Source organism: Yimella sp. RIT 621, assembly GCF_004146205.1.
Lineage (GTDB): Bacteria > Actinomycetota > Actinomycetes > Actinomycetales > Dermatophilaceae > Yimella > Yimella lutea.
The window spans coordinates 58,717-71,901 of sequence record NZ_SEIP01000004.1 but is presented as its reverse complement, the minus strand read 5'-3'; the positions used below and the strand labels follow the sequence as shown (position 1 = coordinate 71,901).

13 protein-coding genes are annotated in these 13,185 nt (G+C 67.1%); 2 read left to right on the top strand and 11 right to left on the bottom strand.

Annotated elements, in window-relative coordinates; genetic code table 11:
- The first annotated feature begins 200 nt into the window (after positions 1 to 200).
- Together pgm and EU513_RS05030 are read left to right on the top strand one after the other, a co-directional pair.
- On the top strand, positions 201 to 1,835 hold the full coding sequence (pgm, locus tag EU513_RS05035; protein ID WP_129624810.1) for a phosphoglucomutase (alpha-D-glucose-1,6-bisphosphate-dependent): 1,635 nt from the start codon (positions 201 to 203) through the stop codon (positions 1,833 to 1,835).
- 71 nt (positions 1,836 to 1,906) lie between these two features.
- A complete protein-coding gene (locus tag EU513_RS05030) occupies positions 1,907 to 2,458 on the top strand; it encodes an AAA family ATPase (RefSeq protein ID WP_168990153.1) in 552 nt (183 codons plus the stop codon).
- Positions 2,459 to 2,545: 87 nt separating this feature from the next.
- On the opposite strand, the gene EU513_RS05025 is transcribed toward EU513_RS05030, so the two are convergent.
- From EU513_RS05025 to EU513_RS04980, 11 genes are all read right to left on the bottom strand, one after another.
- Entirely contained in the window at positions 2,546 to 3,784 is a 1,239-nt protein-coding gene (locus EU513_RS05025) for a RimK family alpha-L-glutamate ligase (protein ID WP_129624808.1), read from the bottom strand.
- A 27-nt stretch (positions 3,785 to 3,811) separates the two neighbouring features.
- Positions 3,812 to 4,567 (bottom strand): esterase family protein, encoded by a 756-nt coding sequence (locus EU513_RS05020; protein ID WP_129624807.1) that lies wholly within the window; start codon positions 4,565 to 4,567, stop codon positions 3,812 to 3,814.
- Entirely contained in the window at positions 4,564 to 5,556 is a 993-nt protein-coding gene (locus EU513_RS05015) for an esterase family protein (protein WP_129624806.1), read from the bottom strand. The genes EU513_RS05020 and EU513_RS05015 overlap by 4 nt, the downstream gene beginning before the upstream one ends.
- 15 nt (positions 5,557 to 5,571) lie before the next feature.
- Positions 5,572 to 6,510, bottom strand: a complete 939-nt coding sequence (locus tag EU513_RS05010; RefSeq protein ID WP_129624805.1) for a tetratricopeptide repeat protein — start codon at positions 6,508 to 6,510, stop codon at positions 5,572 to 5,574.
- Positions 6,511 to 6,709: 199 nt separating this feature from the next.
- The gene (locus tag EU513_RS05005) at positions 6,710 to 8,047 is read right to left on the bottom strand and encodes a cytochrome P450 (RefSeq protein ID WP_129624804.1); all 1,338 of its coding nucleotides are present in this window, start codon (positions 8,045 to 8,047) and stop codon (positions 6,710 to 6,712) included.
- A 53-nt stretch (positions 8,048 to 8,100) separates the two neighbouring features.
- Complete coding sequence (locus tag EU513_RS05000; RefSeq protein ID WP_129624803.1) at positions 8,101 to 8,601, bottom strand: GNAT family N-acetyltransferase; 501 nt, start codon at positions 8,599 to 8,601, stop codon at positions 8,101 to 8,103.
- Positions 8,598 to 8,906 carry a thiamine-binding protein gene (locus EU513_RS04995; protein WP_129624802.1) on the bottom strand — a complete coding sequence of 103 codons (309 nt, stop codon included), beginning with the start codon at positions 8,904 to 8,906 and terminating at the stop codon, positions 8,598 to 8,600. The genes EU513_RS05000 and EU513_RS04995 overlap by 4 nt, the downstream gene beginning before the upstream one ends.
- Before the next feature lie 19 nt (positions 8,907 to 8,925).
- Positions 8,926 to 9,081 (bottom strand): hypothetical protein, encoded by a 156-nt coding sequence (locus EU513_RS15765; RefSeq protein WP_168990152.1) that lies wholly within the window; start codon positions 9,079 to 9,081, stop codon positions 8,926 to 8,928.
- Positions 9,082 to 9,145: 64 nt separating this feature from the next.
- Positions 9,146 to 10,909, bottom strand: a complete 1,764-nt coding sequence (locus EU513_RS04990; protein WP_129624801.1) for an NAD(P)/FAD-dependent oxidoreductase — start codon at positions 10,907 to 10,909, stop codon at positions 9,146 to 9,148.
- A gap of 17 nt (positions 10,910 to 10,926) precedes the next feature.
- A complete protein-coding gene (meaB, locus tag EU513_RS04985; protein ID WP_129624800.1) occupies positions 10,927 to 11,886 on the bottom strand; it encodes a methylmalonyl Co-A mutase-associated GTPase MeaB in 960 nt (319 codons plus the stop codon).
- Between the two features lie 29 nt (positions 11,887 to 11,915).
- Positions 11,916 to 13,124 carry an acetyl-CoA C-acetyltransferase gene (locus EU513_RS04980; protein WP_129624799.1) on the bottom strand — a complete coding sequence of 403 codons (1,209 nt, stop codon included), beginning with the start codon at positions 13,122 to 13,124 and terminating at the stop codon, positions 11,916 to 11,918.
- Positions 13,125 to 13,185: the final 61 nt, after the last annotated feature.

Sequence of the window (13,185 nt, the reverse complement as noted above, 5' to 3'; positions counted from 1 at the left end):
CACACCCGGCCATAACCCCGGGGTTTCAATGCACCTGTCCCGCCGGCGGCACGCAGCCGCTGTTCGGGTACCACGGTGGCGGCTTCGGTTCGGTCTCGGCCGCGTCCGCTGCCGGCAGGACACGTCCGCCTCGGTTGATCGGCCTGACGACGTCGGCCGTGCGCCCGCACACACGGGCGCACGGCTGACAGACTGAAGGCATGAGCCACGAACGCGCGGGCCAGGTTGCCCAGTCCTCGGATCTGACCGACATCGACGCTCTGGTCCGGGCGTACTACGACGTGTCGCCTGACCCGGAGAACGTCGACCAGCAGGTGGTGTTCGGCACCTCCGGGCACCGCGGGTCGTCGCTGAAGGGTGCGTTCAACGAGGCGCACATCCTCGCGACCACACAGGCGATCGCCGACTACCGCCGAGACAAGGGCTACGACGGGCCGCTGTTCATCGGCCGTGACACCCACGGTCTGTCCGAACCCGCGTGGGCGACGGCGCTCGAGGTGCTCGTCGCGAACGACGTCGAGGTGCTGGTGGACGACCGCGACGGTTTCACTCCGACCCCCGCTGTCTCCCACGCGATCCTGCGCGCCAACGGCGGTCGCACCACAGGCCCGGGTCTGGCCGACGGCATCGTGGTGACGCCCTCGCACAACCCGCCCGCCGACGGCGGCTTCAAGTACAACCCGCCGCATGGTGGACCCGCCGACAGTGATGCCACCAAGGTCATCGCCGCAGCCGCCAACGACTACCTGAAGGCCGGCCTCGACGGTGTGCGCCGCACAGCCGACGCCCGTTCTGCCGCAAAGGGATACGACTTCCTCGGCACCTACGTCGACGACCTGCCCAACGTCATCGACATCGAAGCGATCCGCAAGGCCGGCATCCGGATCGGCGCCGACCCGCTCGGCGGCGCGTCGGTCGCGTACTGGTCCGAGATCGCCGAACGCCACGGTCTCGACCTGACCGTCGTCAACCCGGACGTCGACCCGGCCTGGCCGTTCATGACGCTCGACTGGGACGGCAAGATCCGCATGGACTGCTCCTCCCCCTACGCGATGGCGTCCCTCATCGCCCAACGCGACACGTACGACATCGCCACCGGCAACGATGCCGACTCCGACCGGCACGGCATCGTCACTCCGGACGCCGGGCTGATGAACCCGAACCACTACCTGGCCGTCGCGATCCAGTACCTCTACGGCGGAGCGCGGCCGAACTGGAAGAGCGACCGGGTCGGCAAGACCCTCGTGTCGTCGTCCATGATCGACCGCGTCGTCGAGTCGATCGGTGCCACCCTGTGGGAGGTGCCGGTCGGCTTCAAGTGGTTCGTGCCCGGCCTGCTCGACGGCTCCGTCGGCTTCGGTGGCGAGGAATCCGCCGGTGCGTCCTTCCTGCGCATGGACGGCACCGTCTGGACCACCGACAAGGACGGCATCCTGCTGGCGCTGCTCGCCTCGGAGATCCAGGCTGTCACCGGCAAGAGCCCCAGCGTGCACTACGCCGAGCTCACCGAGAAATTCGGCGCACCTGCCTACGAGCGCATCGACGCACCGGCCGATCGTGAGCAGAAGGCGAAGCTCGGGGCCCTCTCCCCCGACGACGTCCCTGCGGATTCCGTTGCAGGAGAGCCGATCACCGCAAAGTTGACCGAGGCCCCGGGCAACGGTGCGGCGATCGGAGGACTCAAGGTCGTCACCGAGAGCTCGTGGTTCGCCGCGCGTCCGTCGGGCACCGAGGACGTCTACAAGATCTACGCCGAGTCGTTCAAGGGTGCCGACCACCTCAAGCGGGTGCAGGACGAGGCCAAGCAGATCGTCGATGCCGCCCTCGGCTCCTGAGCGAAAGTCCGCAGAACTCGCGGGTCACCCCCGCGAGCCTGAGGACTTTCGGTACTGGAATGGTTGGAAACGTGAGTGAGCAAGGACGCCTGTTCGTCATCACCGGCATCCCCGGTGCCGGCAAGACCACCGTCGGACGGGCGCTGGCGAAGGCACTGCCCAAAGCGGTGTTCGTCGGCGGCGACCTGATCGGCGACACCGTGGTCAGCGGCAAGGAAGTGATCACGGAGCCACCGAGCATCGAAGCGATCGAGCAGCTGCTGCTGCGGTACGCCGGAGCCCTGACCCTCGCCGACGTCTACCGGTCCGCGGGATTCGACGCGGTGATCGCCGACGACATCATCGGTGACCGTCTCGACGACTTCCTCGAGCTCGCCGAACCCGAACCGGTCCATCTGGTCGTACTGCATCCCTGTGCTGACGTCGTTGGGGAGCGATCACCCGTGCGCGACCAGAGCATTCCTGACGACGGTCTCACCACGCTCGATCACTGGAACGTCCTCGAGCACCAGACCGGCCGCCTCGGGCTGTGGCTCGACACCAGCACGATGTCGAATGCGATGGCCGTCACCACGATCCTGCGTAATCTCGACCAAGCACTCATCGTCGCCGACACCGACTGACGGGAGCGCCCGCGAACCTACTACTTCTCGGCCGAACCCACCGAGTGGGCTCAGTAGATTCGGTCCCGATCAGTGGGCTCGCGAAGATCAGCCGAGGATCTTGGCCTCGTCCTTGGCCCACAGACCGGTCAGCCCGCGGAAGTGGCCGAGGAACTTCTCGTGCTCGTGCGGCGGGTAGGTCGACTTGACCGTCTCGACCAGCAGCCGGTCGAAGTCGTCCGAGAGCACCCAGTCGAGCACCATCTCATCGACGTGGCCGAGGCTCTGCTCGCAGAATTCGCGGTACTTCTCGGTCTCGAAGTGCTCGTCGGCCAGTTGCTGGTAGCGCTCCAACTTCGCCTTGTACGGAACATCCTTGTCGGCGACCTCGAACCACGGCTCGGTGTCGACCAGTGTCTTCGCCTTGCGCCCGGTGACCATGCAGAAGATCGACCACTTCAGCAGCGACTTGATCGCCCACGGGAAGTAGTAGTGCAGCGAGGTGATCGCGACGTCCGGGCAGGCGTTGGCGTAGTCGATCGGGTACACGACTGCGTCCTTGACCAACATCTCGCAGCTGTTGAACTCCCAGCGGAAGAACGCGTTGACCGTCTGCGCGATCGTGCGGGCCTCGGCGCCGACCTCCGGCGAGAGGAAGTCGTAGGCGACTTCGTAGCGGTTGTGCATCGGCTCGTCCGGCCGGAACTTCATCACCATCGTCTCCGGCCCGATGGTGAGCGCCCGGGCAAACACCTCGTAACCGTCGACGGCCTTCTGCAGGTGCATCAGCATCTCGCCGGACTCGTCGTACGCCGCGTGCAGATCGCGTTCGTCACGGATCATCGACACACCGCGCCAGGCACCGCCGTCGAACGGCTTCATGAACATCGGGTAACCGAGTTCGGCAGCAACCGAGTCGAGGTCGAAGGACCGGTTGTACTTGCTGGACGTGTACGCCCAACGGACGTTGTCGAGCGGGTTCTTGTACGGCACCAGGACGGTCTCGGGCACGTTCATCCCCATGCGCATCAACGCGCAGTACGCCGCGTGCTTCTCCATCGCCTGGAAGGTGAACGGACTGTTCATCAGGTAGACGTCGTCCATCAGCGCGACCTTCTTCAGCCACTCGCGCGGGTGGTAGTACCAGTGCGCGAGCCGGTCGATGACGAGGTCGGTGCGCGGACGATCGCGCAGGTTGAACGGCTCGATCGTCATTCGCTCCGTGCGGATGTCGTGCGTCGTCCCGTCGGGTGCGGTGATCGGGCCGACCCGGCGCACGAGTTCCTCGAACGCCTGGGGCCAGTCCTCTTCCGCGCCGAGCAGCAGACCGATGAGGTGTTCGGACATTCGATGTCTCCTTCGTCGAGGCGGTGGTCAGCAGAAGCGGGGCAGGTGATGGGCCAACTGCTTCTGCCACCAGGGCCAGTCGTGGGCGCTGTCGTGGCCCCATACATCAAGCTCGTGGGGAATTTCCTTGCGTTCCAACAGTTCGGCGAATTCACGGGTTGAGGGAAGGGACCGGGTCGGGTGCCATTCGAAGGGGCCCTCCCCGACGACCAGGAGCACGGACGCGTGCTGCCGGATCCAGTCGAGATGCTCACCTTCCATACCGGCGACGTAATGCATCGGGTTCGCGAAGTACGTCGCGTCACCGGTTTCGCCCCACCCGTGCCAGGTGGTGACGTCGTAGTTGCCCGAGAGTCCGATGCCGAGGCTGACCGCCTGCGCGTGCGTCAGTGCGAAGTGCACCGCGTGGAAGGCGCCCATCGAGACACCGACGGTGATCATCGGCAGCCGTGTGCCGAGCTGCTGCTCGATGTAGGGCAGCACAGCCTGCTCCAACCACCGGTTGTACACCTGGTGGCGAAGCGCACGTTCCTCGGTGGGGTGCTCGTCGGCCGACCAACTCCACCCGTCGAGGGAGTCCACACAGAAGAAGCTGACCCGCCCGGCATCGACGAGGTCCTGCACGGCCGCGACCATGCCGTTGTTCGCGAAGTCCTCCGCCCGGCCGGCCTCACTCGGGAAGACGAGCACGGGACGACCGAAGTGGCCATGGCGGATCACACCGAGTGACTCCTCGGTGCCGGGGACCTGGAGTTCGACGCGTTCACCTGACACGTGTGTCATCCAACCGCACTCCACGCCTCGCGCAAGAGGTTCGGCAGCATCGGGTCGAGACTGTCGCGCCAAGCGGTCCAGTTGTGCAGGTCGTTGAACCTCTCGTACGCCACGTCCCAACCGCTGTTCATCAGCCCGAGGGCGAGTCGCGTGTTGAGCCGTTCGTTGCCTTCACGGGCACCGCAGACCATCCCGATGTGCAGATCGTTGCGGACGGTGGTCGCGCTGATGCCGGCGACCTCCCTCGTGATGCGGTCGAACCAGCGGAATGCGTTGTCGCTCTTGTCGATCCGTGCGTCGAAGAACGATCCGGACTGGCTGAACACCACACCGACGCGGGGATCACGCATGCCCACGAGCATCGAGGTGAGCCCGCCGAGACTGGCGCCGGCGACGGCTACCGGCGCGTCGCTGGGAAAGCGTTCCTGCAGCGCGCCGAGCGCGCGTCGAACCGTCCGCAGGTAACCGGGCGAACCGGAGTACCACTGCATCCGGCGGGGTGCGTCGGCGAGCACGATCCGAAATGCGGGAAGGGTGCCTGCGGCGATATGCGACCCCGCCCATCGGTCGATCCGGGCGTGGTCGAGATAGCCCGAGCCGTCGTGGCACCACAGCACCGGCGCCGGGTCACGAGACCGCAGTCCGGACGGTGTCCACATTCGCACCGCGAGAGGGGCGGCGAGGGCGCTGGGGAGTTCGAGCGTCGTCAGCCGTCCGGGTGTCGCGGGTGCGCTCAACCAACCTGGTTCCCGGTAGTCGCTGCGATGCCACACCGAACGCGGACCGAAGTCGGTCTCGACGACGTCGTAGTCCGGATGGAGCACCCTCCTGCCGCGGCGTCCGACGCCGAAGGCGAACTCCAACCGCTGGATTCCGTCGGGCGAGACCGTGCGCTCCCACCCTCCGTCGACGAACCGGCACGGCCCCCCGACCGGGCCCGCGTCCAGGCTGACCTGCGACCAGCGTCGGTCGGGGTCGGGCAGCCGAAACGTGGGCACGGGTCTCGGGCTCGATCAGTACAAAGCCGACATCAACGACGTGCGCGCCTTCTTCACCCGCGGGTCGGTCGCACCGACGACATCGAAGAGGCCGATGAGATGTTCGCGGGCCTGGTTGCGCTCGTCGCCGGAGGTGGCCTTCACCAGGTCGATCAACCGAGCGAACGCGTCCTCGATGTGACCTCCGAGGACGTCGAGATCGGCGACCGTGGTCTGCTTGGCGACGTCGGTCGGAGCGTCGGCGGCAGCAGCCCGTGCCTGCTGCAGATCGACACCCTCGGTGCGCTTCAGCAGGGTCACTTGACCCATTCCCAGGCGAGCGTCCTCGTCGTCCGGATTCGCCTGCAGCGCAGCCTGATAGGCGGCGATAGCGGCGTCATAGTCACCGGTCTCGATGGCCTCGTACGCCTTCTCGTGATATTCGTTCAGGTGCTCTTCCTCGGCATCGTCCGGCTCGGGAGCATCTGCAGCGCCCTGGACGCGACCGGTGATGCCGTTCTGCTGGGCAGCCTGCAACACCTGGTCGAGCACCGCGCGGACGTTCTCGTCGGACTGCTCCCCCACGTACAACGGCAGCGGCTGACCCCCGATGATCGCGAGCACCATCGGTACCTGTTGCACCTGCAGGGCCTGACGCAGTTGCAGGGCCTGCGTGATGTCGGCGACCGCGAGCAGCAACCGTCCGCCGTAGCTGTTCACGATCGCAGCGAGCGCGTCGACGTGCGCACGGCTCTGCGGCTGGCTCGAGGACCACAGCGCGAGCAGAACAGGCACCTGCATCGAGCGCTGGGCGGCGTCGTTGAAGCTACGGTCATCGACCTCGACGACGTACGAGCCGCCCGCTGCCGAGGTCGGGGCGCCGGCGGGCGGTGCCGCCGGGCGAGCAGGCTTGGCGAGAGCGGACAGGTCGACCGCGCCGCGCAGAGCGGCAGCGTTGAGCGGATTGTTGGACATGCGCCCATTGTGACCGATCCACAGGTGCCGATCAGATGGGCATCCCGCGGATCCACTCCATCCGTCCGTCGTCAAGGTGGATCTCGACGTCCGCCACTGCGACGGCCTGCGGGTCGTGCGTGGTCACGACGACGCAGGCACCTTCGTCTCCGCCAACCGGTTGGAAGTCGATCACGGCTGGGTCACGCTCGTGTCGTCATCACACAGGTGTCGCGCTGAGCGAGTTCGAACTCCGTTGTGCCGCCCCGATTTTTGCCGGCAGATGCTCGAATCCGCGTAAGACTCGAGTCGTGCGCCGCTCCCGTCCCGACAGGAGGCGGAGGCCAGGGTAACGCTCGTAGAGCGAGCGAAGACCGACTTCGGCCTCCATCCGTGCGAGCGCCGCGCCGAGACAGAAGTGCCGACCGGCGGAGAAGGAGAGGTGATCGCGAGCATTCTCGCGCGCGACATCGAACGTGTCGGGGTCGACGAACACCTTCGGGTCACGATTGGCTCCGGCGAGCACCGCCGTGATCAGCTGGTTGGGTCGAGTTCTGGCTCCCGCAATCTCGCTGTCGCGCAACGTACTTCTCCCGGTAAGCAGCACTGGGGGATCGATCCGGAGCACCTCGTCGACAGCGTTGGGCCACAGCTGCGGCTCCTCGCGCAGTCGCCTCAACTCGGCCGGGTTGTCCTCGAAGAGGGCAATGGCGTTGCCCATGAGATTGACGGTCGTCTCGAAACCCGCAGCGAGGACGAGGCCGGCCGTCGACTTCAGCTCAATGTCGTTGAGGGCCCCTTGTTCGTCGCGGACGGCGACGAGTTGGCTCATGAGGTCGCTGCCGGGACTGCTGCGCAATCTTTCGATGTGCTGGTCGAGCCAGGCGTCGAACTCCTGCAGAGCCGCCTCGACATCCTGGGTAGCCCGCCAGGAAAGCCCGAAGTCCAGACTGGGAGCGGCCCCGGTGCCGAGCTTCAGTACGTAGTCGTGATCCTGCGCCGGCACGCCGAGGATCTGCGAGATGACGATCACCGGCAACTTGGCGCAGTAATCCTGAGCGAGGTCTACCTCGGGTCGACCCTCGAGATCGTCGAGGAGATCGTCGGCGATCTGCTGCACCTGGGTGCGGAGGGCTTCGACGGCGCGGGCCGTGAAGACGCGGGTGACCAGCTTGCGGTAGCGCGTGTGGTCCGGCGGCTCAGTCGCCAGTAAGGAGGGCGGACGCAGTGGGTGCAGGAAGTCGATCTTCGCCCAGTCGAGGAGGCGCCCGGTGCGGGTCTCGGTGTTCAGCGGAAAGCCGGTGCGGACATCGTTGGAGGACAACACTTCTCGAACCGCAGCGTGATCGGCGGTGATGTAGCCCAGCCGCGTCGGAACCATCGGCCCACTGGCCTGCACCTCGGCGAAGATGTCGGCGAGTGCGGCCGTCTCGTGCCGCTCGGCAGCGAAGAACAGGCGCGCTTGCAGATCCCCGCGCTTGGCCGCGACGCGCACGAGGTTGCGAGGCAGCGCATGCTCGAACGACCATCGGACCGCGAACTTCGGATCCACCTTCATGATCCGATGCTAAGGCGCCTTCTACGTCTGTAGTGGGTTCTGGGTGAACTGCCTCACATACGCGACATCCTGATCAGGTCGACCCCGAGGTCGTCATCGCGTTTGCGGCCGCCGTCGTCGCGGAAACCGTTGCGGCGATAGAACGCCTGCGCGCGGTGGTTGCCGTCGACCACCCAGAGATGCGCGGCCCTGCGCCCCAGCGCCCGATCAACCAGAGCCTGAGCGACGCCGGTGCCGTGGTGTGCCGAAACCACGTTGAGCGCCCACAGTTCCAACGGCGTGGGCGGATCCTCGTCGCGGGATTCGTCGACCGTAATGAAGCCGACCAGCTCTGCAGTGCCCCGGTGCTCGGCCACGAACGTGCGACGCTGCGGCGGCGTGGTCTCGATGATCCTGCGCCAGCGGTCGGCACGCGTGCCTGGATCGAGCGCCGCGAGAGCCTCGTGTGTCATCAGCCCTCGATACGCCTCGCGCCAGATCTGGACGTGTGCCCGGCCCAGCGCGTCCGCGTCCGTCATTCGGGGACGCCGGATCTGGTACTCCGAAAGGCTCATCCGTCGCCCGCCCAATGCTGCTGCACGCGGGCGACCTTTGCGGTGATCTGGCCGGTGTGGCCGGGCCGGAGGTCGGCCTTGACGACGAGACCAACTCGTGGGCTGGTGGCCATGACGGCTTCAGTGGCACGCTTGATCACGTCCATGCATTCGTCCCACTCCCCCTCGATGGTGGTGAACATCGACCCGAGTTCATAGGGAAGGCCGCAGTCGCGAACGACCGCGAGCGCGTCTGCGACGGCGCGGCTCACCGAACCGTTCGGGTCGTCGGTGGTGGACGGTGCGACGGAGAAGGCGAAGAGCATCCCTTCACTCTAGGCGGGCTCACGCGGCGACCACCTTGCGCGCCGCCTGCTCCAGCGCTACGAGCGTGCGAGTCAGGGTGTCGTGCACGGCGGCGTCGTCGAGGTCGAGTTCGTTGAGCGCGTTCTTCAGCATGGCGCTGAGCGTGCCGTTGTTGGCCGGCGCGAACAGCAGCACCGGACCTGTGCGCGTGCCGGCAGAACCTCGCGGCTGCTGCCGGCACGCGCACACCGTGCTCTGGTCAGGCGGTGGTTCCGACCGTTCCGACCGTTCCGACCGCGCCGACCATGTCGGCAGTGTCATCGACAGAAGTGTCGCCGGAGATCGATCCCTCGGACACCGTCGCGATGTACTCGTGCACCAACGGCACCGCAGCCGCGCCCTCTCCGCTGGCCGACGCGACCCGCTTCATCGAACCGGATCGGATGTCACCGACGGCGTACACACCCGCAACGGTGGTCTCCAGTGGCGCCGGCGGGCAGCCGTTTCGCCAGGTATCCATCGGCACGTCGCGTCCGGTGAGCACATAACCGGCGCCGTCGCGAGCCACCTCGTCGGGCAGGAAGTCGGTGCAGGGGTGCGCCCCGATCAGGATGAACAGCCCGCAAGCCTCCTTGGTGAACTCCTCGCCGGTGACGTTGTTGCGAATGCGCAGCCACTCCAGGTGGCCCGATCCCCCGGCATCGACGACCTCGGCGTTGCCGGCGACCTTGATGCGCGGGTTGGCCTCGATCTCACGGATGAGGTAGTCGGACATCGTCTCGGTCAGGTCGGCGCGACGCACCACGATGGTGACCACGCGGGCGAACTTCGCAAGATGCACCGCGGCCTGACCGGCCGAGTTGCCACCGCCCACCACGACCACGTGACCGCCGGCGCACTCGCGCGCCGCCGACGTGGCCGCCCCGTAGTGGACACCGAGCCCGACGAGATCGTCGATCGAAGGCACACCCATCCGGCGATACTTCACTCCCGAGGCCACCAGCAGGGCCCGCGCACGCACGCGTCCCTGCGGGGTGAGCAGCACGTGCGGAGATCCGTCGGTGCCGAGCTCGACGCCGTTGACCCGGCAACCCGACCGGAGGTCGGCGCCGAAGCGCGATGCCTGGGTGCGGGCCCGCTGCGCCAGCCGCATGCCGGAAATGCCACGCGGAAAGCCGAGGTAGTTGCGGATCATCGAGCTCGAACCCGCTTGTCCGCCAATGGCATCGGAGTCGAGGACGACCGTGCGCAAACCTTCGGACGCACCGTAGACCGAGGCGGCCAGCCCGGCCGGGCCGCCGCCGACGATCACCAGGTCGAACACCTCGGCGGACAGGTCGGTCGAGGTGTCGGTGAAGTAGGTCGAGACCTGCGCGATGGTGGGATTCTGAGACAGCCCGCCGAACGGTGAGCTCACCAGCGGGTAATCGATCTCACCCTCGTGGCCGGTGCTGCGCAGCTGTTCGATGATCTCGAGCCCGACCTCGCTGTCGGGACTGGAGGTGCGGGTCGGCACGCCTTGACGATCGAAGAAGTCACGCAACCGACCGAGCGCCGCAATGTCGGGCGGCGAGACGAGTTCGACGGCCGCGACCACGGGGCCGGCGGAGGTCCATGCCCAGTCGGACAGCAACTCGGTGACCGCGGTGTGAAACTCCTCGTCGCGCACGCCGCGCGGCACGGTCAACGGCGTGTCCAAGCGTCCGGCGGCCATAGCCTCGCGCACCACCGTGCGGGTGTGTCGGAACTCGCCCCAACCGAGCAGCAGCACGCGCTTCACCGTCGGGCTGAGCGCGTGGATGCAGTCGAGCGCGACGAGCCCCGGGGTGTCGGCGAGAGAGGACTCCGCGGCGACGAGTGCGATCTGTCCGTTGAACGCGATCGCCCGCTGTGCCTGCCGCAACCCGTCGGCGAGGGTCGGCACGACCACCACCTCATAGTCACGCTTGTAGCGGGAGAACTCCCCCTCCATCACCTCGGCGTACTGCGCTGCGACCACGAGGATCATTGGCTTGATGGTCATACGAATTCCGTTGTCAGTCATAAGTTCTCAATCAATCGATCGGCTGCGACGTAGGGGTCGGTCGTGCCGGCCACCACCTGCTGGGCGAGGTCGTCGAGATCGCCGCCCTCGCCAGGCCGCGCCATCCGCGCCCGCACCAGACGTAGGGCGATCTGCTCGATCTCCGAACGCGCCCGCGCGGTGCGACGCCGCCCCAATTCTCCGCTTTCCTTCGACCACGCGAGGTGCTTGTCGAGCGCGGCCATGACATCGTCGACTCCGGTGCCCTTCTCGGCCACCAGCTTCTCCACCGACGGACGCCACAAACCCGGCTCGGTGCGGTCGCCGAGGCTGATCATGTGGCGCAGGTCGCGCACCGTCGCATCGGCACCCTCCCGGTCGGCCTTGTTGACGACAAACACGTCGCCGATCTCCAGAATTCCCGCCTTCGCGGCCTGCACCCCGTCGCCCATGCCAGGTGCGAGCAACACCAACACGCTGTCGGCGAGGCCCGCGACCTCGACCTCGCTCTGCCCGACGCCCACCGTCTCGACGAAGATCACGTCGCAACCGGCAGCATCGAGCACCCGCAGCGCCTGCGGTGTCGCCCAGGACAACCCGCCCAGATGACCCCGGCTGGCCATCGAACGCATGTAGACGTCGGGGTCGAGTGCGTGGTCGACCAGGCGGATGCGGTCGCCGAGCAGCGCACCGCCGGAGAACGGCGAACTGGGATCGACGGCCAGCACCCCGACCCGCTGCCCGCGGATCCGGAACGCCCGCACCAGCGCGTTGGTGGTGGTCGACTTGCCCACTCCCGGCGAGCCGGTCAGACCGATGATCCGCGCCTTGCCGGTGTGCGGTGCGAGTGCCGCCATCACTTCCCGCAATCGCGGGTCGGCGTTCTCCACCAGCGTGATGAGACGGGCGACGGCCCGGGGAGATCCACCCCGGGCCGCCTCCACCAACGAAGGGACGTCGACCTGACGACGACTCATCGACGAATCCTCTTGTCCCGCAGCGAAACTCAGGCCTCCGGGACGCGGACGAGCAGGGCGTCGCCCTGTCCGCCGCCGCCACAGAGGGCGGCCACACCGACGCCACCGCCCCGACGGGCGAGTTCGAGCGCCAGGTGCAGGTAGATACGCGCGCCGGACATGCCGATCGGGTGACCCATGGCGATCGCGCCGCCGTTGACGTTGACCTTGTCGGCGTCCAGACCGAGCTGCTTGGTGGACGCGAGACCGACCGCGGCGAACGCCTCGTTGATCTCGATGAGGTCGAGGTCGGACGGCGCGATGCCCTCCTTCTCACACGCGACCTTGATCGCGTTGGCGGGCTGCGCCTGCAGGGTGGAGTCGGGACCGGCGACGACGCCGTGAGCACCGATCTCGGCCAGCCACTTCACACCGAGCTCCTGGGCCTTCGCCTTGCTCATCACGACGACGGCGCACGCGCCGTCCGAGATCTGCGAGGCCGATCCGGCCGTGATCGTGCCGTCCTTGCTGAACGCCGGACGCAGCTTGGACAGTGAGTCCTCGGTGGTGTCGGCGCGAACACCTTCGTCGTTCTTGAACTCGATCGGGTCGCCCTTGCGCTGCGGGATCGAGACGGTGACGACCTCGTCGTCGAACAAGCCGTCCTTCCAGGCCTTGGCGGCGAGCTGGTGGCTGCGCGCGGAGAACGCGTCCTGCTCGGCGCGGGAGAACTCCTGGTCGGCGGTGTTGGCCGACTCGGTCAGGTTGCCCATCGCCTGGTCGGTCAGCACATCCCACAGACCGTCGTAGGCCATGTGGTCCTTCATCGCGACGTCGCCGTACTTGAAGCCCTCGCGGCTCTTGATCAGCAAATGGGGCGCCTGGCTCATGGACTCCTGGCCGCCCGCGACGACGGTGTCGAACTCGCCCGCACGGATCAGCTGTGCTGCGAGCGCGATGGCGTCGACACCCGACAGGCAGACCTTGTTGATCGTCAGCGAGGGCACGGTCAGCGGGATGCCACCCTTGGCCGCGGCCTGACGGGCCGGCATCTGACCGGCTCCGGCGGTCAGGACCTGGCCCATGATCACGTACTGCACCTGGTCACCGGACACACCGGCCTTGTCCAGCGCACCCTTGATCGCTAAACCGCCCAGGTCGGATCCGGAGAAATCCTTCAACGAGCCGAGCAGCCGCCCCATGGGGGTACGGGCACCGGCGACGAGGACCGGCGTACGAGCGTCGTCAACAGCAGTCATTCGAGTTCACTTCCAGCGACGTTGATGGATGAGGCGTTCGCGTCAGCTGCGCCCTTGCCGG